General features: G+C 71.6%; 14 protein-coding genes, 17 pseudogenes and 1 riboswitch. Of the genes and pseudogenes, 24 read left to right on the plus strand and 7 right to left on the minus strand.

From position 1 onward, the window contains the following. The 15 genes and pseudogenes from UG55_RS41235 to UG55_RS41300 all read left to right on the plus strand — a co-directional run. A pseudogene (locus UG55_RS41235) lies at positions 1 to 226 on the plus strand (hypothetical protein); the annotation flags it as partial. Position 227: 1 nt separating this feature from the next. Then, positions 228 to 1,045, plus strand: a pseudogene (locus tag UG55_RS41240) (AAA family ATPase); the annotation flags it as partial. A gap of 1 nt (position 1,046) precedes the next feature. Further along, positions 1,047 to 1,423: pseudogene (locus UG55_RS41245) on the plus strand (AAA family ATPase); the annotation flags it as partial. A gap of 1 nt (position 1,424) precedes the next feature. Next, positions 1,425 to 1,708: pseudogene (locus UG55_RS41250) on the plus strand (ATP-dependent chaperone ClpB); the annotation flags it as partial. Positions 1,709 to 1,809: 101 nt separating this feature from the next. Further along, positions 1,810 to 2,381, plus strand: a 572-nt coding sequence (locus UG55_RS41255) for a pseudouridine-5'-phosphate glycosidase (protein ID WP_242424917.1), incomplete at its 3' end; no start/stop codon positions are given. 1 nt (position 2,382) lies between these two features. Further along, a pseudogene (locus UG55_RS41260) lies at positions 2,383 to 2,607 on the plus strand (pseudouridine-5'-phosphate glycosidase); the annotation flags it as partial. Position 2,608: 1 nt separating this feature from the next. Continuing rightward, positions 2,609 to 2,742, plus strand: a pseudogene (locus tag UG55_RS41265) (pseudouridine-5'-phosphate glycosidase); the annotation flags it as partial. 1,254 nt (positions 2,743 to 3,996) lie between these two features. Next, on the plus strand, positions 3,997 to 4,891 hold an 895-nt coding region (locus UG55_RS41270; protein ID WP_242424918.1), incomplete at its 3' end, for an MMPL family transporter. A 1-nt stretch (position 4,892) separates the two neighbouring features. After that, a pseudogene (locus UG55_RS41275) lies at positions 4,893 to 5,168 on the plus strand (MMPL family transporter); the annotation flags it as partial. A 175-nt stretch (positions 5,169 to 5,343) separates the two neighbouring features. Beyond that, positions 5,344 to 5,465: hypothetical protein (locus tag UG55_RS41280; protein WP_313954632.1), on the plus strand; the 122-nt coding region annotated here is incomplete at its 3' end. Position 5,466: 1 nt separating this feature from the next. Next, positions 5,467 to 5,895, plus strand: a pseudogene (locus UG55_RS41285) (MMPL family transporter); the annotation flags it as partial. A 1-nt stretch (position 5,896) separates the two neighbouring features. Beyond that, a pseudogene (locus UG55_RS41290) lies at positions 5,897 to 6,036 on the plus strand (MMPL family transporter); the annotation flags it as partial. Between the two features lie 470 nt (positions 6,037 to 6,506). Continuing rightward, positions 6,507 to 7,031, plus strand: a complete 525-nt coding sequence (locus tag UG55_RS21735) for a PH domain-containing protein (RefSeq protein ID WP_066072397.1) — start codon at positions 6,507 to 6,509, stop codon at positions 7,029 to 7,031. Positions 7,032 to 7,174: 143 nt separating this feature from the next. Beyond that, a partial coding sequence (locus UG55_RS41295) for a PH domain-containing protein (RefSeq protein ID WP_255360516.1) occupies positions 7,175 to 7,544 on the plus strand: 370 nt, incomplete at its 3' end. A 194-nt stretch (positions 7,545 to 7,738) separates the two neighbouring features. Then, complete coding sequence (locus tag UG55_RS41300) at positions 7,739 to 8,302, plus strand: PH domain-containing protein (protein ID WP_242424922.1); 564 nt, start codon at positions 7,739 to 7,741, stop codon at positions 8,300 to 8,302. A gap of 79 nt (positions 8,303 to 8,381) precedes the next feature. On the opposite strand, the pseudogene UG55_RS41305 reads toward UG55_RS41300, so the two are convergent. From UG55_RS41305 to UG55_RS21765, 7 genes and pseudogenes are all read right to left on the minus strand, one after another. Then, a pseudogene (locus tag UG55_RS41305) lies at positions 8,382 to 8,876 on the minus strand (nucleotidyltransferase); the annotation flags it as partial. Between the two features lies 1 nt (position 8,877). Continuing rightward, positions 8,878 to 9,473, minus strand: a pseudogene (locus UG55_RS41310) (nucleotidyltransferase); the annotation flags it as partial. Between the two features lie 503 nt (positions 9,474 to 9,976). Next, a pseudogene (locus UG55_RS41315) lies at positions 9,977 to 10,262 on the minus strand (GNAT family N-acetyltransferase); the annotation flags it as partial. A gap of 1 nt (position 10,263) precedes the next feature. Then, a pseudogene (locus UG55_RS41320) lies at positions 10,264 to 10,528 on the minus strand (GNAT family N-acetyltransferase); the annotation flags it as partial. Further along, entirely contained in the window at positions 10,521 to 11,627 is a 1,107-nt protein-coding gene (locus UG55_RS21755; protein WP_066072408.1) for an NAD(P)-dependent oxidoreductase, read from the minus strand. The pseudogene UG55_RS41320 and the gene UG55_RS21755, both read right to left, overlap by 8 nt. Positions 11,628 to 12,024: 397 nt before the next feature. After that, on the minus strand, positions 12,025 to 13,311 hold the full coding sequence (locus UG55_RS46355; RefSeq protein WP_313954633.1) for a CAP domain-containing protein: 1,287 nt from the start codon (positions 13,309 to 13,311) through the stop codon (positions 12,025 to 12,027). A 472-nt stretch (positions 13,312 to 13,783) separates the two neighbouring features. Beyond that, positions 13,784 to 14,401 (minus strand): DedA family protein, encoded by a 618-nt coding sequence (locus tag UG55_RS21765; RefSeq protein WP_128423122.1) that lies wholly within the window; start codon positions 14,399 to 14,401, stop codon positions 13,784 to 13,786. Positions 14,402 to 14,665: 264 nt separating this feature from the next. Here UG55_RS21765 and UG55_RS41330 point away from each other — a divergent pair. The 9 genes and pseudogenes from UG55_RS41330 to UG55_RS21790 all read left to right on the plus strand — a co-directional run. Next, a partial coding sequence (locus UG55_RS41330; protein ID WP_242424919.1) for a class II fructose-bisphosphate aldolase occupies positions 14,666 to 15,021 on the plus strand: 356 nt, incomplete at its 3' end. A gap of 52 nt (positions 15,022 to 15,073) precedes the next feature. Further along, positions 15,074 to 15,640, plus strand: a pseudogene (locus UG55_RS41345) (class II fructose-bisphosphate aldolase); the annotation flags it as partial. 1 nt (position 15,641) lies between these two features. Then, positions 15,642 to 15,700, plus strand: a pseudogene (locus UG55_RS45640) (hypothetical protein); the annotation flags it as partial. A 1,438-nt stretch (positions 15,701 to 17,138) separates the two neighbouring features. Then, positions 17,139 to 17,388: riboswitch (cyclic di-AMP (ydaO/yuaA leader) on the plus strand. A gap of 5 nt (positions 17,389 to 17,393) precedes the next feature. Continuing rightward, a partial coding sequence (locus UG55_RS41350) for a transglycosylase family protein (RefSeq protein ID WP_242424920.1) occupies positions 17,394 to 17,637 on the plus strand: 244 nt, incomplete at its 3' end. A gap of 53 nt (positions 17,638 to 17,690) precedes the next feature. Continuing rightward, positions 17,691 to 17,864: pseudogene (locus UG55_RS41360) on the plus strand (transglycosylase); the annotation flags it as partial. A gap of 48 nt (positions 17,865 to 17,912) precedes the next feature. Further along, positions 17,913 to 18,077, plus strand: a pseudogene (locus UG55_RS41365) (peptidoglycan-binding protein); the annotation flags it as partial. Between the two features lie 1,263 nt (positions 18,078 to 19,340). After that, the gene (locus UG55_RS21780; protein ID WP_066072426.1) at positions 19,341 to 20,084 is read left to right on the plus strand and encodes a transglycosylase family protein; all 744 of its coding nucleotides are present in this window, start codon (positions 19,341 to 19,343) and stop codon (positions 20,082 to 20,084) included. 192 nt (positions 20,085 to 20,276) lie between these two features. Then, positions 20,277 to 20,705: a DUF3151 domain-containing protein gene (locus tag UG55_RS21785; RefSeq protein ID WP_066072429.1), complete on the plus strand. Its 429-nt coding sequence runs from the start codon at positions 20,277 to 20,279 to the stop codon at positions 20,703 to 20,705. A 144-nt stretch (positions 20,706 to 20,849) separates the two neighbouring features. Then, on the plus strand, positions 20,850 to 21,069 hold a 220-nt coding region (locus UG55_RS21790; protein ID WP_199865220.1), incomplete at its 3' end, for an adenylosuccinate synthetase.

Raw genomic sequence — 21,069 nt, forward strand, 5'->3', positions numbered from 1 at the left:
GCCGATGCTGGCCCGCGGTGAGCTGCGCATGATCGGCGCGACGACGCTGGACGAGTACCGCACCCGGATCGAGAAGGACCCGGCGCTGGAGCGCCGATTCCAGCCCGTGATCGTCGGTGAGCCCTCGGTGGAGGACACCATCGGCATCCTGCGCGGGCTCAAGGAGCGCTACGAGGTCCACCACGGCGTGCGGATCACCGACTCGGCGCTGGTGGCGGCGGCGACCNTCTCCGACCGGTACGTGACGGCCCGTTTCCTGCCGGACAAGGCGATCGACCTGGTGGACGAGGCCGCCTCGCGGCTGCGGATGGAGATCGACAGTCGCCCCGTCGCGGTCGACGAGCTGGAGCGCGCCGTGCGGCGGCTCGAGATCGAGGACATGGCGTTGTCCAAGGAGAACGACGACGCCTCGCGCCAGCGGCGCGAGCGGCTTCAGCGGGAGCTGGCGGAGAAGCGCGAGGAGCTCTCCGCGCTGACCGTGCGCTGGCAGCGGGAGAAGAACTCGATCTCCGAGGTCCAGAAGATCAAGGAGGAGCTGGAGAACGCCCGCCGCGCAGCCGAGATGGCCGAGCGGGATCTCGACCTCGCCCGGGCCGGGGAGCTGCGCTACGGAACGATCCCGACGCTCGAGAAGCGGCTGGCCGCGGCGACGGACGCGCTCGCGGGCTCCGACTCCCCCGGCGGGGCGATGCTCAGCGAGGAGGTCGGCCCCGACGACGTCGCCGAGGTCGTCGCCTCCTGGACGGGGATTCCGGCCGGCCGGAGGCTGGAAGGCGAGACCGCCAAGCTCCTGCGGATGGAGGAGGAGCTGCACCGCCGGGTGATCGGGCAGGAGGAGGCCGTCCGCACCGTGTCGGACGCGGTCCGCCGCGCCCGCGCCGGCATCGCCGACCCGGACCGGCCGACGGGCTCGTTCCTCTTCCTGGGGCCGACGGGCGTGGGCAAGACCGAGCTGGCCAAGGCGCTGGCCGATTTCCTCTTCGACGACGAGCGCGCGGTTGTCCGCATCGACATGAGTGAATACGCCGAGAAGCACTCGGTGGCCNGGCTGATCGGCGCGCCGCCGGGATATGTCGGGTTCGAGTCCGGCGGCCAGCTCACCGAGGCGATCCGGCGGCGCCCCTACAGCGTGATCCTGCTCGACGAGGTCGAGAAGGCGCACCCGGACGTCTTCGATGTGCTGCTCGCCGTCCTCGACGACGGGCGGCTGACGGACGGCCAGGGCCGCACCGTCGACTTCCGGAACACGATTCTGATCCTGACCTCGAACCTCGGTTCGTCGTTCATCGCCGACCCGACGCTCGCGCCGCAGGTCCGGCGGGACTCGGTGATGGTGGCCGTGCGCGAGGCATTCAAGCCCGAGTTCCTCAACCGGCTCGATGACGTCCTGGTCTTCGAACCTCTCGGGCGGGACGACCTCACCNGGATCGTCGACATCCAGATCGAGCGGCTCCGGCAGCGCCTCGCTGACCGCCGGATCGCTCTCCAGGTCACCGATGCCGCGAAGAACTGGCTGGCCGAGGCCGGCTACGACCCGGTCTACGGAGCGCGGCCGCTGCGCCGGCTGGTGCAGACGGCGATCGGTGACCAGCTCGCCCGCGAGCTGCTCGCCGGTGAGGTGCGGGACGGCAACGAGGTCGTCGTCGATCTCGACCGGCAGCGGTCGGCGCTGACCGTCCACCCGGCGATCAGCGCACAGGCGGTCTGATCCGGCGCACCGGGGTGCCGAGTGCCAGGGTGCCGAGNGCCAGGGTGCCGAGCCGGGCCGTCCCGGTTCGGCACCCGCTCCGCTGCGCATAGGGTCGAGCAGTGGCGCGGAACGTTCCAGGTCTGGTGGTCTCGGCCGAGGTCGAGGCCGCGCTGGCCGCGGGCTCCCCGGTGGTGGCACTCGAGTCGACGTTGATCGCCCATGGCCTGCCGCGCCCGCGCAACCGCGCGGTCGCGGCGGAGCTGGAAGCGATCCTGCGCAGCCGCGGTGTCGTCCCCGCCACGATCGCCGTCATCGACGGCGTGCCCACCGTCGGTCTGGACGACGCCGCTCTCGGGCGCATCGCCGATGATCCCGAGGTGGCCAAGGCATCCGTACGTGATCTGCCGGCGGCGCGCGCCCTGGGCCGCACCTGCGCCACCACCGTGGCCTCCACCTCGGTGCTTGCGGCTCGCGCCGGAATCCGCGTGTTCGCCACCGGTGGCCTCGGCGGTGTGCACCGCGCGGCCGGCGAGACCTTCGACGAATCCGCCGATCTGCCGGCACTGGCCGCCACGCCGATCACCGTCGTCAGCGCCGGCGTCAAGTCCATCCTGGATGTCGCCGCGACGGTGGAACGCCTGGAGACCCTCGGGATCACCGTGCTGGGCTGGCGGACCTCGAACTTCCCGGGNTTCTACCTGCCGTCCACCGACCATCAGCTGGACTGGCAGGTGGACGACGCCCAGCAGGTCGCCGAGGCGATGGCCACCCGTGACGGTCTCGGCCTGTCCTCGGCGATCGTCGTCGCGAACCCGCTGCCGGCCGGTCAGGCCCTCGACCCGGCCGTCCACGACCAGGTCCTTCAGGCGGCGCTGCTGCGGGCGGACGAGCTGGGACTGCGGGGCAAGGCCGTCACCNCGTTCCTGTTGGAGTCCTTCCACACCGAGACCGCGGGTGCGAGCCTGGAGGTGAACGTCGCCGTGGTACGCAACAACGTCGCGGTGGCGGCCGACATCGCGGCCGCGTGGGCGGCCCGCCGAGCAGCCCGCTGACCGGCCGGCGGCCAGGTCACTGGATCNGCAGCTTGCCCGCGATCTGGTCGGCTATCCGCTGAAGATGCTCGGGTGACGGGTTGTTGTCGACGTTCGTGTAGTTCACCGTCACCTCGACCTGACCCTCGATGAAGAACAGGTTGTCCAGCACGAGCCCGATGGTCTCGCCGCGCACCGTCACGCCCATGCTGATCCGCAGCAGGGCCTGTGCCCCGGCCGGGGGTTCCGGGGTCTCGACCGCGACGATCTCGATCGCTGTCCCGCTTTCCACCGCCCGGTCGAACTCCGCCTGCAATGCCTGGCTGAAGCAGTCGGCGAACCGCGGATTCCTCAGCAGCGCGAGGTCGGCGGCAGCCTTCTCCGCGGAGACGACTGTCGCCGAGGACGTGATCGTGACGATCGCGTCGGCATCGCTGGTGAACTTGGGCCCGTCAGCGGAGTCCAGATACTCGTCGCGACGATCGTTTTCAGGAACGCCGAGGCAACCCGCGACCCCGGCCACGGACACCCGGTCGGAGTTGGCCTGCGCCTCGGCGGGGGACGCGGTGAATCCCGCGGTGATCGGGCCTTCGGTCAGCAGGTAGTTGTCCGCGTTCAGCGAGGTCCCGGTGGGCGGCGGCGAGGCGGGCGGCGGCGAGGTGGGCGGCGCGGCCACCGAGGTGGGCTGGAGCAGTTCCCCGATGCCGCCAGATCCGCTCTGGCAGGCCGCGGTCGCCAGGGCCATGGCGGCGAGCGACAGCAGTGCGGCGGCCCGGCCTCGGCGCCCACTCCGGCCGCGGTTCACCCGCCGCCCACGGCCGCCACGCGTGCCTCCCGAGCCACTGGCGCCTCCTGGCCCACTGCGGCCGGATTCCACCACGGCCCGCCGACTTTCGTCCCGTTCGTTCACCGGGTACCCCCAAGACAATGGCGGCCCGAATGATCTCGCCGGGCCGGCAGGATTCTCACCATTCACGCGGAAAGGCGCGTCGGCGCCCCTCCCACAATGCCGCAGCAAACCCCGCCACAACGCGCCCGATCGATGTCACTGTCGGGACAGCGGCCCGCCGACCTGGGCACTTGGTACCCCCCTTGACAACAGAAGAATTCCCCATGGGGGAGACACCNCGCAGCGCGCAGCCATCATCCCGGTACACATCGTCACGGCGATCGGCATTTCCGGCGTCGGGTCGGGGGATCATCGATCGTGGCGGGCGCCGAACGCTCCGAGCTGGCAGCATCGGCGGTGGGAGATAAGAAGGAGAGGGCATTCGCATGGTCCGGCCGCGTCACGCCGCTTCGGGGCGCTTGTTTCCCTGGCTGGTCGTCCTGGTGTGGCTGGCGGCTGGCGTGGCGATCAGCCCGCTCGCGTTCAGGCTCACCGACGCGCAGACCAACGATGCGGCGGCGTTCCTCCCCGAGGAGGCCGAGTCAACGCGCGTCCTGGAGGCTCAGGAAGCCCTTCCCGGCGGCGACTCGGTACCCGCGGTGGTTGTCCTGGCCCGCGACACCGGCCTTACCCAGAACGATCTCGTGATTGCCGATGATCTGCGGACGGAACTGGCTCCGTTCTCGGCCACTCCCATTCCGGCCGTACTTCCCTCGACTGATCAGCAGGCAGCACTGATCACCATTCCGATGCCACAGACCAAGGATGTCGAGAGATTCACCGGCGACGTCGAGGAGATCCGCGACATCGCCCATCGCGCCGCGGCGGCGGAGCCCGGCCTGCAGACCGCTCTCACCGGACCCGCGGGCCTTCTCGCCGACACCTACACCGTGTTCGCCAAGATTGAGAACGCGCTGCTGCTGGTAACCGCGTCCATCGTGGCTGTGATCCTGCTCGTGGTCTATCGCAGCCCGTTCCTCTGGATCGTGCCGTTGCTGTCGGTCGGCGTCGCCGACCAGGCCGCGGCCGGACTGATCTATCTACTCGCCAAACATGCCGATCTCACCGTCAACGGCCAGAGCGCGGGCATGCTGCGGGTCCTCGTGTTCGGCGCGGGCACTGACTACGCACTGCTGCTGATCGCCCGGTACCGGGAGGAACTGACCAGGAACGCCGAACCCGCCGCCGCGATGCGGGTGGCCCTGCGGCGGGCCGGGCCGGCGATCCTCGCCTCCGCCGGCACGGTGATCATTGGGATGCTCTGTCTCCTGCTCGGCGAGCNGAACTCGCATCGCGGGCTGGGCCCGGTGTGTGCCCTCGGGATCCTCGTCGCGCTGATCACCATGCTCACCCTGCTGCCCGCAGCCATGATCGTCGGTGGCCGGCGGCTCTTCTGGCCGTTCGTACCGCATCTGGGCGAGCCCGAGCAGGCCGAACATGCGACGGAGGCCGGTGTCTGGGCCCGGGCGGGCGCGATTATCGGGCAGTACCCGAGAACCATCTGGATCACGACGACGCTCCTGCTCGGCATGCTCGTCGCCGGCATGCTGGTGCTGCCNGGCATTCTGCGCCAGGACGAGGCGTTCCGTGACCCGGTGGAGTCGGTCGAAGGTCAGCAACTCGCGGAGCGGAGCTTCCCGCCCGGCGTCACGGCGCCGACGTTCGTCGTGACGAACGCCGCCCAGGCCGAAGAGGTGGCCGCGGCGGCCCGCGCGACACCCGNGGTGGCGGCCGTGGCGGAGAGCGGCCGGACGGCGGAGCTCGTCCAGTTCCTGGCAGTGCTCAACGCGTCGCCGGACAGCGCCGAGTCGTTCGCCACGGTCGAGGACCTCCGCGCCGCCGTGCACGCGGTTCCNGGAGCCGACGCCCTCGTCGGCGGAAACACTGCGGTGAACCTCGACGTCAGGGACGCCGCCATCCGCGACCGCGAGTTGATCATTCCGGTCGTGCTGATCGTGGTGCTGCTGATCCTCGGCGTACTGCTGCGCGCGATCGTGGCACCGCTGCTGCTGATGAGCACGGTGGTGCTGTCGTTCTTCGCGGCGCTGGGCGCGAGTGCGCTGGTCTTCCGCTTCATCTTCGACTTCGCCGGGATAGATCCCGCCCTTCCGCTCGTTGGTTTCATCTTCCTGGTCGCCCTCGGGGTCGACTACAACATCTTCCTGATGACCCGGGTCCGAGAGGAGGCCGAACGCATCGGGCACGGGCCCGGCGTCCGCCGTGGGCTGGCGGTGACCGGCGGCGTCATCACTTCAGCCGGCATCGTGCTCGCCGCCACCTTCGCGNTCCTCATGATCTTCCCACTGGTTCAGCTCGCCGAGGTCGGTTTCCTGGTGGCCTTCGGGGTTCTCCTCGACACCCTGGTCGTCCGATCGATCCTGGTGCCGGCACTGGCCCTGGATGTCGGCCCCGCCGTGTGGTGGCCGNGTCGGCTCGCCCGCGAGAGCCCCCGAGCCGAAACACTGACCGTGCCGAAGACCACCGAGCCCCGGGGGAGCTCCGAAGCCGCTCGTACCGCCGAAGCAGCCGAAGCAGCGGCAATCGCCGCGGAGCGGGAGGCGATGCTCGACGAGATCCACATGCTCGCCGACGAGCCCGCCAGCCACGGGAACGGACCAAACGCGGCAACGGTTTCCGACGATGGAGCGGTTTCCGAGCGGGCGGCGGCTTCCGGACAGGAAGCGGTTTCCGGACAGAGCCCGGGTTCCGAACCGGACCAGGCTTCCGGAAGGGAGGCGGGTTCGGCGCGGGACGCGGATGCCCACCGCCGGTCCTGATCCGGCGCTCGGGCGCGTTCGGCAAGTTCCGCGACCAGACTGGCCAGAACAGGCCGCACTGTGACTACTGCTGCCGAAAACCACCTGGCTCCCAGGACCGCACAGCTTATGGTGGCCAGATGCGCACCGTTGCGTCCTCTGCCCCCGCCCGGGCGTGGACGTCGGACTTCTGGCAGGTCCCCCCGGAGAGTTGGTGCGGGCTGTCGCCGCAGCTCCGCCGGCTTCGTCGCCTGCTGCTCGCGGTCGCCGTCCTCCCCGCCGGCGCGCTGGCCGCGCTGACCGGCGGCGCTCTCCTGGGGCCCGCGGGCCTTCTGCTCGGTTTCGTCCCCCTCGGAGCCGGGGCCGTCGCGTGGCGGTTGATCGGCCGGGCGTGGTCCGCCTGGTGCTACGCCGAACGCGCGGACGACCTACTGATCCAGCATGGTGTGCTCGTACGCAGGCTGGTCGTGATCCCCTACGGCCGAATGCAGCTGGTGGACGTCACCTCCGGCCCGCTGTCACGGCGCTTCGGGATTGCTCAGGTGCGCCTGCACACGGCCGCCGCCACCACGGACGCGGTCATTCCCGGGCTGGTTCCGGGCGAGGCCGCAAGGCTGCGGGACTCGCTCGCCGATCGCGGGCGGCCCCGGGCAGCCGCGCTGTGACGACAGCCGGATCGGACCCCGTCGCCGGGAACGACTACCAGCATCTTCACCCGTTGACGCCCCTCCTGCGGGGCTGGTTGCTGGTGGGCGCCGTCGCGGCCGGCGTCCTGCGCAACTTCGCGGAGGAGCTGTCGGCCCGCGGTGTGCTGCTCACCGGGGCCCTGCTGCTGCCGACGGCCGCCGGCTACGGCTACTGCGCCTGGCGCTTCACCCGCTACCGGGTGGGGAGCGCGAGCATCCGGCTGGAAACCGGCCTGCTGATCAAACGCCGCCGGGACGTGCGCCTCGACCGCGTCCAGTCCGTGGAGATCGCGCAGCCACTGATCGCCCGCGCCACCGGGTTGGCCGTACTGCGCCTTGATCTCGGCGGCGCGCACGACGGGGACGAGGAGTCCGGCACCACACTCAGCTACCTGTCGCTGGACCGGGCGCGGAAGCTGCGGGCGGAGCTGCTGGCCCGCGCCGCCGGCGTCTCGCCGGACGCCGGGGAGGCACCCGAGCGTCCGCTCATTGNGGTCCCGCCACGGCGCCTGGCCGCCTCCATCGCGCTGTCACCCGCGCCCTGGATCGCGCTCTGCGCCGCCTTCCTGCTGGTCGCACCCGCCCTGCTCACCGGCACCTTCGCCGGTTTCGTCGCGGTGACCCCGGCCCTCGTCGGGGTGTGGCGGACGTCGTTCCGCCGCTTCGCCAGCGGCTACCTGTTCACGGTGTCGGAGTCGCCGGACGGCCTGCGTATCCGGGGCGGCCTGATCGACCGGGCGCACCACACCGTCCCCCACGGCCGGGTGCAGGCGATCCGCCTGCACAGCTCACCGCTGTGGCGCTGGCCCGACTGGGTCAATGTCCAGATCAACGTGGCCGGTGACGCGCGCAGCATGCTGCTGCCGGTGGCGCCCCGGGCCCAGGCGGTGGCCCTGGTGGAACGGCTGCTGCCGGAGGTGCGTCTCGCGAAGGTCGAGCTGCTGCCCCCGCCGAGGCGTGCCCGGCTGCTGGCGCCCTTCCGCTGGCGCCACATCCGCTGCGGCGCCGACGAGCGGGTCTTCATCGCGCGCGCCGGACGCCTGTGGCAGCGCACCGACATCATTCCGCACAACAAGGTCCAGAGCCTTCGGCTGGTGCAGCCACCGCTGCATCGCCTGCTGGGCCTCGCGGACGTCCATCTGGACTCCACCGGTGGCCCGGTGCGGATCCAGGCGCCACTGCGGGACGCCGGAGACGCCCACCGGCTCGCCGCCGCACAGGCGGAACGGTCTCGGCCGGCGGGCCCGTGAAGGGTCCAGCGTGCCCGTGGCGGCACCGGCGGCCAGTGGCGGGGCCGGCGGCCAGTGGCGGGGCCGGCGGCTCGTCACCTCATCCGAAGGTCGGGAACTCCGGCCCGAAGACGCTTCCCCACAGGCTCACGGCCTCCTCGTGGTTCCCGGCCCGCTCGGCCGCGACCGCCCGGGCCGAGTAGGTCCGCGCCTGCCGGACGCACGCCGCCAGGTCGTGCAGGTCGTCCTGACGCAGGTAGCTGGAGAGGTCACCGCCGATGTCGGACGGGTCGCCCACGACGAGGCCCACCTCGTCCATGTAACGGAAGACCTCGGCCAGGCCCTGGCGGGTGTTGAACCCACGGCCGGCGAGCACCTGCCCGGCGAGGGCCTCGATGTGGAACGACCGCAGGTGACTCCCGCAGACCCGGTTCCAGGCCTTGAGGAGCCGGACCGCCGAGATGACCCGCGGACCGAGATCCAGCGTCCAGCTCGCGTGCCGTTCCGGGCGGGTGGGCAGCCAGCCACCGACCCGGTCCGGGATGACGTAGCCCGCGCGCGGGTGGTCGAACGCCGGCACCAGGTGGACGTCCGGNGCGGCGTCGTACACGATGCGCAGCGCCTGCCCGCGGGTGCCGATCGTCTGGACCCGGTCGCCACCGATCGCGTTGCGGACGCAGACGAGCAGGTCGCGTGAATCCCACCGGAAGCGCTTCCAGGCGCTGTTCGCGGCGCTGAAGACCACGAAGATGTCCACCTCGTCGAGCGGACGGATCATCGTGTCGCGGCCGGCGGAGCCGATGGTGGCCACTCCGACGAGCGGCAGCGCGCAGCGCGGCGGGAAGATCGACCGCAGTGCGCGCTCGGCCTCGGCCCGCCGGTCGTCGATGACCGCGCGGTCGGCCTCGCTGAGCCGGACCATGTCGTCCAGCTTGGCGAACGCCCGGGCGGTCGTGCCGACGAGCAGCGGGCCGGTCATGGGACCGGTCACCGGGTTGATCGGCGATGCTCCGGTCACCGCCGGGCCGGGTGGCGGGGCGGTCGCCTGCTCCCCGCGCGGGAACAGCGTGTTGGGTTCCCCCGGACCGGAACCCGCCGGCCGCCGCCAGTGCGGCGGAATGATCAGATGGTCGTATGTGACCTCGCTCGGTCTGGTTCCGGCAGGAACTTCCCGACGGGCATCCACGCTCATCGTGCAGGCCTCCCAGGACGCAGGTGACGCGAAGGTACGACTTCCNCTCCCGAGCCACGACGGGCCCCCAGCCGTCGCCGACGCCCTCGCCGGGTCGGGCGGGCCGACTACCGGTCGCGACATCGACTCCTATGGTGCCCCAGGACGTCACGTTCTGAACAGGGGCTGGCGGCGTCGGCGTGTCCAGCCGGGCCGGGCTGTCCACGAAACCACGAAGAAACCTTGTCGGATTGCCGACACCCCGGCGCCGAGGGGTTCTCAGAAATACCACCCTTGGGGGGTGACACGGAAGCACTTGACCAGCACGAATAGCACGAAAGGGGAGGTTTGACCGGACAGCGGCTGGGTAGTGGCCCCGCTCCGCCCGTCACCTGCCGCGCCCGCGCCGGCCCACACGAGGGCCCACAGACGGGTGCCCGGCCGGTCCGCGCCCCACCGACACTAACGTTATGTAACAGANCACCGGGGAAACAATCCGAGCACTGCGGGGCCNCCNCGAAAGTTCACGACGGCGGTCGAATCCACAACCGCCGACTTTCGGTGAGCAGCACTCCCGTCGGCACGAAGGCGGTCGACTGCGCGAGCCGCTTGCCCGCCGGGTCGCCCACCCGCACCCTCGTCCCGACCAGCACCCCGCGGTATTCAAGCCAGCCGGCCAGGGCACGGACCGCCTCGGTCGCGTAGCCGTCCCGCCGGTAGGTGTGGCTCACCCGGACCCCGATCACCGCCCGTGGCCCGTGCGTGTCCGCGGCCAGCAGGCCCGTCGCCGCACCGTCCCGGCCACGCAACNCCCAGGTCAGGATGCCTCTTCCCGCCCCGACCCGGCGCCGCAGCTCCCGGCGGACGCCGGTGGGATCCGTGTTGACGGCGTCAGCGCCGGCGGCGGCGGAGTCGAGGGCACCACCGAACAGCTCGCCCGCGGCGAGTCGCACCGGCCGGCCCCGGCCGGCGGCGACCATGGCCTGGGCAACCTCCTCGGCCACGTAGCCGACGTTCCAGACTGTGAGCGGGAGTGCGCGTAGCCGCGCGGTCGTGAGGGTGGGACCCTCACCCACGACGCGCGGGCTCCGTCACACCGAGCAGACCACGGTCACGCAACCAGGCTCCGGTGCGGTCCATACCCTCATCGAGATCCACCCGCGGCTCCCAGCCGAGGAGCTCGGCGATCCGGCGACCGGACACCGTTCCCGTCCGGGTCAGGTCCTGGATGGTGAGCGGGCCGAGATCCACCCGGATCCGCGGGTCCACGTTCGCGAGGAGAGCCGAGCCGATCCCCCGCAGCAGCCCCGGCCGGCGGGCCTTCGTCTCGGAGGACCGGTTCGGCAGCCGGTCGACCGCGTCGACGACCTCGCACAGCCGCGCGGGCACCGACCTCGGCGGCCGGACCTCGGCCAACGCCGCGTAACGGCCGAAGAAGTCGGCGGCCGTCGCCGCGGCCGGACCGGTGACATGAAGTACCCGGCCCGCCACCACGTCGAGCGGCGCCGCGGCCGCGGCCGTCAACGCCGACACCACGTCATCGACGTGCACGGGGCTCAGCAGCCCGCGGCCGCCGTCGACGAGCACGAACCGGCCGGCGCGCAGCAGCAGCACCGGCCACAGCGTCCAGCGCCCCGCGCGCGGGCCGTAGGCGTCCGCGACCCGCAGGACGGTGACCGGCGCTCCGTGCGCGGCGGCGGCACAGGCTGTCTGCTCCGCCGCGGCGATCGCGTCCGCACGCGGTTCCCCGGTGAGACCCACCGGCGCGGATTCGTCGGCCAACATCGGCGCGTCCTCGCCGAGGGCACTCACACAGGACAGGTGGATCACCCGGCGCACGCCGGCGCGCTGGGCCGCGTCCAGGACGGTCGCGGTGCCACCGAGGAGCACTCTGCGCATCTGGGCGGTCGTGACACTGCTGGGTGCCGTCGGCCGCCCCGCCCGCACGGGCGTCAGCTCACCCACCCCGCCCATTCCCACCGCTGCGGCGTGGACGAGCAGGTCAGCGCCGTCGAGCGCCTTCTCCCAGTCACCCGAGGTCGTGACATCGGCCAGCGTGATGCCGGGCCCGCGCCGCACGTCGAGCGCGACGACCTCGTCGCCGCGCCGGCGGAGCTCATGTGCCACGGCGCCGCCGAGGAATCCGGCCGCGCCGGTGACCACCGACCGAGCCAAATCGCCCTCCCACCCGCNGCCCGACCCGCTCGGCTGGCCCGCGCACCAGCATCTCGACGGACGGAACCCGACATACCAGTCCGTTCCGGAGCAGACAATACGTGATCTACCGCGGTCCACTCCGCCGCACAAGATTCACTCGGCCGGACGTGTCTCGCTCTGCCCGCCGGAAAGTTCCNCCGGCCCGAACCTGCCCTGCCCGGTCGGGAGCCGTCGTGCCGGGCGGGAACCGCCNCGCCAGACAAGAACACCTTGCCGGACGAGGCCCACCCACGTCCGACCGTAGGATGATGGGCAGTCATAGTACCCGGCTCGGGCGACGGCGCTCGCCACAGGCCGGCGCCGGCCGTGTCCCCAGCGTCCGGAAGGGCCCGGTCAGCAGGTGGATGAGGCACCGTCAGGGCGTGCCGAAGTCCTCCACCCAGTAGGTGCCGTAGTAGCCGCCGGACGAATGTCCGACTCCGATCTGGGTGAGTTCGCAGGCCACGATGTTCGCCCGGTGCCCGGGGCTCGCCATCCAGGCCGCGACCACGGCGGCCGGCGTCCGCTGGCCCGCCGCGATGTTCTCCGCGGCAACCGAGTAGCCGTAGCCGGCCGCCGCGATCCGGTCGAAGGGCGATTCCCCGTCCGGCGCCGTGTGCGCGAAGTAGTTGCGGCGAGCCATGTCCTCGCTGTGGGCCTGCGCCGCGGCGCTGAGGCGCGCGTCGATCGCCAGCGGCGGGCAGCCGACCGCGGCGCGCTCGGCGTTGGTCCGTTCCACGACCTCCGCCACCAGCGCGGCGCCGGCGCCTGCCGGCGAACCGCCGCCGAGTACGGCAGCGGCCCCGGCGGGACCGGCAGGTGCCCGCGCCGCCGCCTCCCCGCTGGCCGCCGTGCCCGGCGCCGGGCCGGCGGTGTTCAGCGGGCCGCGAGGGTCCGAGCCACCCGGCGCCGGCGCGGCTGACGCACTGGCATCGCCGGCGGCACTGGCGGTAGCGGCGGCAGCGGCAGAACTGGTCCCGACAGCGGAGCCGGTCCGGCCGGTCCCGACCTCGGAGCTGGTCCTGCCAGCAGCGCCGGCCCCGGTGGCTGCGCCGGCCGCGCCGGTACCGGGGGCAGCGGGCCCACCGCCCCCACGGGCGGCAGCCGCACCCGCACCGGATGCCCCACGACCGAACACGTCGCTGCCGGTCGTTGCCGGGGAACCCTGTTCCCCGCGCCCCGTCCCGACGCCGCCCGGCCCGGCGCCGCTGGGCACCCCACCACTGGGCACCGCACCACTGGGCACCGCAGCGCCGGGCACCGCAGCGCCGGGCACCGCACCCGCGGGCACCTGCCCGCCGCCGTACCCGCCTTCCCCGCTGGCTGGCGCCTCGCGCCGGCCCTCGGCACCGCCGGCCGAGGGCGCCGCTCCGGTCACGCGGCCCGCGCGCTCGACGGAGCCCTCTCCGCCGAGGGCGCCTCGGTCGCCGGTGACCGCCGCCTCGGGCGACGCCCCCGTGGCGGGCTCGGGAACCTCGGGTTCCGGTCCCCGGATCGGGTTCGGAACAACTCGTCCGATCGACCCGCCGCCGTTCACCCCGTCACCGTCCTCGACCGCGGCCGGCCCGGGTGCGTCGGACGGGGCCGACGGGCTCGCCACGGGTGCCGGCGGGTCGGCCGTACGCCGGGCGCCCACCGGTCGTGGGACCACATCACGGACCACGGGCTCCCAGCGCCGGCTCCGCGAGGCGGGCTGCGGATCGGTGTCGTGGGNACGCGTGGGCCCGGCGAGGTCGTCACCCGGCTGCCAGCCGGCGGTTGACCGATCCGACCCGACGGCCTCAGCGGTGGCCGAGGACCACCCCGGGACAACGCGAGACGCGTGCAGGATGCCGGCCCGAGGCACCAGACACAGTGCCGCCACGGCGATGGCCGAGGCACCGGCGGCGGCTCGGCGCCGCCGGCCCCGGCGCGGGCCATCCGCCCGACGCGTCCGGAACGCCCGCGGAGCCTGGGCGCTTCCAGAGGGATCTGCGCGCATTCCACCTTCTGTGTGCTCGGCTGCGTAACCGCGCGTCCACCCGACGAGACCAACGACCCGTAACCGTACGGATCCTCAGACGTCAGGACGAGCAACGGAAGCCCAACACAACAGCCACTGAAAGCCGATAAGAGCAGCCGGCGCGCACGGTCCGTCAGATCGTGCTGGGCTCGGCCGGGTCCTCGACCTCACGCAGACGCGCCACCCGCCGGCGCATCAGCTCCCCCGCCACACCGGCCAGTACCGAGACCACGATGACCACCAGGCCGATCCACAGCGCGGCGTCACGCAGGCCGGGCACCGAGGACGCCGCGTAGCCGAGCAGCACCAGACCGGTGCCCCAGATGATCGCGCCGCTGACCACGGCGACGCCGAAACGGTGCCTCGGCATCGACACCGCCCCCGCAAGCACCGGGGCGAACGTTCGGGCCCACGGTACGAACCGGGCGGCGATCAGGGTCACCGCGCCGAACCGCTCGTAGAAGTCCTCCGTCCGGGCCAGCGCGGTCGCATGTCGGCGTTCAAGGTAGGGACGGCCCAGCCGGCGGCCGGTGAGGTAACCCACGAGCGCGCCGAGACTCGCCACCAGCGGCACGCCCAGCGCGAGGACGACGATCGACACGTCGGCCACCGGATCAGCCGCCACGAGACCGGCAGCGAACAGGACAGTATCCCCAGGAAGCCAGAAGCCGACCAGGATCCCGCTCTCGACGAATATCACCGCGAAGAGGATCGCGTAGAGGGTCATCCCGGAGAGGCTCTCGATGTCCACGAAACCAGTCTGCCGGCCGGCTGCCCCCAGGCGACGGAATCTGAGCGCCATCCGGCGATGTCACGCGGAACCACACCCGTCCGAGCCGGGTGACGTCATACCCTTCGGCCAACACCTGCCGTCGGCACGCGTCGGGCGCGACCGGCCCTCCGGGCAACCCCGGGGGTCGGTGGCGGGTTCGGCGGCGCGTCCGGCGCCACGGCCGCGGTGGCTTCGCGCCACCAGGCGGCCTGGCGCCCCTAGACCTTGCGAGGAGCTCCACCGATGCCCATCGCCAGCCCAGACGTCTACGCCGAGATGCTCAGCACGGCGAAGGCCAACGCCTACGCCTACCCTGCCATCAACGTGACCTCGTCGCAGACCCTCAACGCGGCCCTCCGGGGATTCGCGGAAGCCGGCAGCGACGGAATCGTTCAGGTATCGACCGGCGGCGCCGAGTTCCTTTCGGGAACCACGATCAAGAACATGGTACTCGGCGCCGAGGCGCTCGCCGAGTACGCGCACCACGTAGCCAAGGCATATCCGGTGAACATCGCTCTGCACACGGATCACTGCCCCGCGGACAAGCTGGACACCTATATCCGCCCGCTCATCGCGATCTCGAAGGAACGGGTTTCCCANGGCCGGGAACCGCTTTTCCAGTCCCNCATGTGGGATGGGTCCGCGGTCGANCTTGAGGAGAACCTCAAGATTGCGGAGGAGCTGCTCGCCGACTGCCAGGCCGCACGGATCGTGCTGGAGGTCGAGATCGGTGTCGTGGGCGGCGAGGAAGACGGCGTCGTAGGAGCGATCGACGAGAAGCTCTACACCACACCGGGTGATATGCTCCGTACCGCCGAAGTCCTCGGTACCGGAGAAAAGGGCAGCTACATGCTGGCCGCGACGTTCGGCAATGTTCACGGCGTGTACAAGCCCGGAAACGTCAAGCTCCGGCCGGCGATCCTGCGTGAGGGCCAGCAGCACGTGGCCGAGAAGCTGGGTCTCGGTTCCGACGCCAAGCCCTTCAACCTCGTGTTCCACGGCGGCAGCGGGTCGGATCTCTCCGAGATCCGCGAGACACTCGACTACGGCGTCATCAAGATGAACGTGGACACCGACACCCAGTACGCCTTCACCCGGCCGATCGTGGACCACGTGTTCCGCAACTACGACGGCGTACTGAAAGTGGATGGCGAGGTCGGGGTCAAGAAGGCCTACGACCCGCGCACCTACGGAAAGGCCGCCGAGACCTCGATGGCCNCACGGGTCGCCCAGGCCTGCGAGGACCTCCGGTCCGCGGGTCGCTCGATCGGGGTCTGACCAGATCCGCCTGGGCGGCGAAGCCGCCACGGTCCCGCGCGCGCCGAACCGGATCCGACACCCGACTGTCCGGAGCCGGTCGGAAGGCGCGCGGGTCCCACCTCATGCTCCCGGGGGCGCCAGCGGCCCCCGGGAGCCGCGTCCGGTCCCCCTTCCCCCGCCCGCTTCGGCACCTCGCACCGCGCCCGCTCTGCTCGCATGGCGCTTCTCCTTTCCTCCTCATGTCATGACCTCCCTCGCGTCATGGCGCTGCCCGCAGGTCCGCCCTTCTGTTCTCTCTGCGCTCTCTGCGCTCTCGTCTCTCTGCGCTCTCGCCCGCGTCGGCAGCTCCCGCCCTCCCCCGCCCGGAGAACCCGTCCGCTCCACGCCGCCCGCCGCCCGCAGGTGGGCGCTCACGGGCAGACCGGTACCTGGCCGCACCAGGCGGCACCTGCCACTCATCGAGCGCACGGTCCGCCGGTCCACGGAAGCCGCCTCTTCTGATCATGCGGTCCGAAGACGGCAGGCACCGGGCGGTGGCGGCACAGGACACCATTCAGGACACAGCGGTCCGCCCGGGTAGAAAGCCGTGGCGCGGCACGGACCACATTGCTCAACTCTTGGTCGACCCGGCGGCCGCAACCGAGCTGAAGCTGGCAAGTGCCNACGACGTGGTCTCTTCACCCAGCGTGTCCTCTCGACGCATTTCGGACACATCGCCTTCGCCACCCTCGCCCGCATGGCTGGAGTTCGCCCGGAGTGCGCGGCTCCGCGGTACATCAGCGCCAGGCCGAGCATTGCCCGGGCGGACCGGGTACCGCTGGATGTAGTCCATCCGGTGCCCGCACGACACCCGTCCGCGCCGTCCCGACCCCGACCCCCGACCACGACCCCCGACCACGACCCCGACCACGGTGCGGCCCGGTACGGACACAGAGAGACACCAAAGGGGCCACGGGCCGGAACTCGGCCCAGACCGCACGGAGACAGTCAAGATCAAACACGGATGCAGGCGCCGCATTGCGGAACGTATCCACCCACCCCGCCCGCCGGCCGCCGGGGGCGGAAAGATACACTTGAGTTACCACATCATTACGGTTACGTATCTCACACCGCCTGGCGCCAGAAGGCCAGTAGGCATGACGATGTGAATTTTCGATCTGATTGGTGACGACACTCCGGGGAGCCGGTAGCCTTGGCGCCAATACCGGCGGATCACCCATACCGCAGGCAATGGTAACGATCATTAACCAGCGTGATCAGTCGGCTCGAAACACCAGTCGCGAAGCATCCACCAAGTTAATGAGCGCGCGTGCACGCGCGATACCAGGGGCCCTGACCAACCTCAAGCAGGCGCGCCGCAATGTGCTCTTCTTCACGTTGGGCATTGAATGCTTGTCGTTCCGGTCGGCAGTGTGGTTATGGTCTTCGCCGTGCCNGGAGACAGGCCGGGGACCCGACGGGTGGCACGCCGAATCCCTGCCCCCATCCGCCGGAAACAGAAACCCGATGGCAGGAGCGGGGGAACCAAATCCCGGCCGCCGATGTCAGGCGGCCTTGGGGTGAAGCCGTAAAGCCTCCGGCAACCGATGAGGAAATCGTCTACCTCGCTGCCGAAGACACAGGAATCATGACCTTCCTGGTATGCGGCCGGGCTTGTTCCCTGCCCGAACCCGACAGCTCACCTCGCAGGCGTGGGGAAGGAAACTCACGCATGTCCGACGCACGTACCAGTGGCCGACAACGCCGCAGCAGTACCCGCAGCCGGGCCCGCAAGTTCGTACCCGTACCCGTCCTACTCGCGGCGGTCGGGGGCACAATCGCCATGAGCCAGCCGGCGAACGCCGCAACGACCTGGGAAGGTCTGCGGCAATGCGAATCCGGCGGTAACTACACGGCGAACACCGGCAACGGCTACCATGGCGCCTACCAGTTCTCGCCCACCACCTGGCGCAGTCNGGGGTATTCGGGGCTGCCACACACGGCTNCGCCCGCCGTGNAGGACGAGGCNGCGTTGAAGCTCGCGATCCGGTCCGGATTCGGCCAGTGGCCGGTCTGCGGGCGCGGGATGGGCCCTGACCAGCTTCTGCCCGGAGCATCCTCATCAGGATCCGGAAGTCAGGCCTCCCGAACGGCGGAACGCACCTCTCTGGTCGCACAGCCCATCACCGCGGGTGCGCCGACCNTGACGCGGAACTACGTCGCGTCCGTCCACAACCGGGTCTCCGACGANGTCAGGGCCTGGCAGGCGAAGATGAACACCCTCGGATACCCGCTCGCCGTCGACGGCTGCTACGGGCCCGCCTCCGCGGCCGCGGCACACGCCTTCCAGGCTGCGCGAGGACTCGCCGTTGATGGGATCCTCGGTCCTCAGACCTGGGCTGCCACCTTCGGCTGACGCGCCTCCCGCCGGTCCCGGCGACTCGCTCGGTCAAGCCCGCCCGCCACGGCCGCGGCGCGCTGACCGATCCGACGTTCCCCACCTCCACGCGGACAGCCGCTCCCAGGCCCGGAGACCACGGGCCGTTCCGCGAAGGCGTCGCCCGGACCCGCACACCACTGGACCTCGATCGCCCGGGCATGTGCATGCCTACCCGGACGACAACGGTCGAGCCCGCTCCCCGGTTCCCGGCCAGCCGACCGGCCGGCCGACCGCGGGAACCCAGTCCACCCCGGTGCCGCTGGAGCGCGGCCACCCCCGACAACCGCCGTCTCGACCGTCGCCGCGCAGGCGACGGCCCGCCAGCCTGGCCCTGACCCGCCCAGGCACCGCGCCGCTGTGCGGACCGCCCCAACGGTCCGCGTCTCCCCGGGCCAGCGCAGCCCCGCGGCCGCGGCGGTACCAGCAGCGGTAACCCGTCGACGCGCCAGACCGCGCCGCCCCACGCCGGCGATCCCGGCGGGCGGACGTCACCCGGCGTGAACACCGCCCTCCAGCCGGCCGCCCGCGGGCCGGATCCGGGGCTGGGCGGGCCTACCCCCCGGTCGGCCCGTCCAGCCCCACCCCGATCCGTAGCCGCGCAGCCTGGCCCACCCCGGGCCGCGCCGGCCCGCCCCGTGCCCCCGGGCGCGCACAAGCAACGGTTGTGTGCAACTTGCGGACGACCGGAGCGAACGACGAAGACGAAGACGACGGCGGGTTTGTCCCGCACCAGCCTTCCNGTCGGGCCGACCGCGCTGCGACGACCCCGGTACGACCCGGATGTCGGACAAGCACGACCCCGGTGCGACCCAGATGTCGGACAAGCAGTAGTGTCGGGCAGATGAGGAGTGATGAACGACTCATCACGATCATCCCTAATGAACTCATTCGGGTAACTCCGATGTGGTCCCATCTGGTCCCACCGGAACCGTCCGGATTTGCGCCGCCAACGTCGATCTCGCTACAGTTCCGCCCACTCGCCTACCCAGGGCGAGGTCGTGTGGACGGACGCCGAGTCCTGCCCCCGTCCACTCGGCCGGTACGAGAGCGGACGACACAGGGCAGGAGCGGGGGACCCACCATTCGGACGCGCCAGCGCGTCCTAGGGGTTAAGCCGACGCGCAGGTACAGCCAGGCACACACCGGTCCGCAAGGGCGGCCGGAGCCTGGGGCGCGCGGCCGGGCAGCTTCCAGCCCGCACCCGACAGCTCACCCCGCAGGCGACGGGAAGGACATCTGATGCGGTCGCATGATCGTGATCCCGTCCGTTCGACCGGTCGGGGTGGCAGACACCGGGCGGCCACGCCGCCCTCCACAGCCACTCGCGTACTGCGGACCACCGGAGCCGTCACAGCTCTGGTCTGGACCGGGCTCGCCATCACCGCGGTCCCTGCCGGCGCGGCCACGGCGGACGACTTCGCCCGGCTCCGCAAGTGCGAGTCCGGCGGCAACTACGCCATCAACACCGGCAACGGTTTCTACGGTGCCTATCAGTTCGACCAGCGCACCTGGACGGGGCTGGGCTATCCCGGCCGTCCGGACCAGGCTCCTCCCGCCATGCAGGACGAGGCCGCGTACAAGCTCTACGACCAGCGCGGCTGGTCCCCCTGGCCCGGCTGCACCAGCAAGCTCGGCCTGACCAGGAACGGGCCGGCACCGACCTCCTCGGGCGCCGGCGGCGACGTCATCGAGCAGGCGCTGACTCCGGCCGAAGAGCCCATGACCCTCGAAAGGGCGCGCTCCCAGGTCGGTAGCAGCTTCGGTGGCGAGGCCCTGAACGCCAGCATGGGCGAGCAGGTCCGCGCGGACGCCTTCGTGTGGCAGGCGAAGATGCGCGAGCGGCGTTTCGTCCTCACCGTCGACGGCAAGTTCGGCCGGGAGTCCCAGGGCGTCGCCGCGCTGTACTCGTACCTGACGAGGGTCAGCGACGGGCAGCCCGGTGTGGTGGGGCAGAACCTCTGGAGCGCGACGGTCGCCAGCTGACCGCACCCGCGGTGCCCCGACCCCCGCCCAGGCCTCATGACGGTCTGGCAGGTCGGTCCATGCCAGGTTGTCACGAGGTTCCGGGCCGCCACCGGCGTCGACCCCGCGCCGGGCGTTCGAGCGTCCAGCCCCGGACGCCCTGGCAGGCGCGGTCGCACCTCGGGCGGGTCGGACGTGGGGCAGGATGTGCCCATGACGACTCCGTCCGCAAACCACAACCTGCTGTCGGGCCCGCCGCCCACGCTGCTGCCGGCCGCGCCGGCCGTCGCGGAGGCGCTGGCCTCGGGTGCCGCCCCGGAGACCGTCGCGGCCCGTTTCCCCGCCGCCAGCCTGGGCTGGGCGGTTCTCGCCGAGGACGCCCTCCGGGCCGGGCAGCCGGTGGCTGCCTACGCCTACGCGCGCACCGGCTACCACCGGGGGCTCGACCAGCTCCGGCGGTCCGGCTGGAAGGGGCACGGGCCTGTTCCGTGGTCCCACGAGCCGAACCGCGGCTTCCTGCGCGCGCTGGCGGCTCTGTCACGCGCCGCGGCGGAGATCGGCGACGAGGAGGAGGCGACCCGGTGCCGGCAGTTCCTCGCCGACAGCGACCCGGTCGCTGTCGGCGAGACCGGACTCGCCTAGCGGGCGAAAGGTGACCCAGCGTCGCCGCTCACGCCGGGTCGTCCGCGGGCAGGACCCCGACGGACCGATATCCCCAGGTGGCCCGGTGAGGCGCGGTATCCCCAGGCGGCCCCGTCGGAGCGTTATCCCTAGTAACCTCGCCCGGTGCCCGCACTAGTCCTCATCGGCGCCCAGTGGGGCGACGAGGGAAAAGGAAAGGCGACCGACCTCCTGGGCGGCGCCGTCGACTACGTCGTCCGCTACCAGGGTGGCAACAACGCCGGCCACACCGTGGTGATCGGTGCGGAGAGCTACGCTCTGCACCTGATTCCGTCCGGTGTGCTCCGCAGCGACTGTGTGCCCGTCAGCGGCAACGGCGTCGTCA

The sequence above is a fragment of the Frankia sp. EI5c genome (assembly GCF_001636565.1).
Classification (GTDB): domain Bacteria; phylum Actinomycetota; class Actinomycetes; order Frankiales; family Frankiaceae; genus Parafrankia.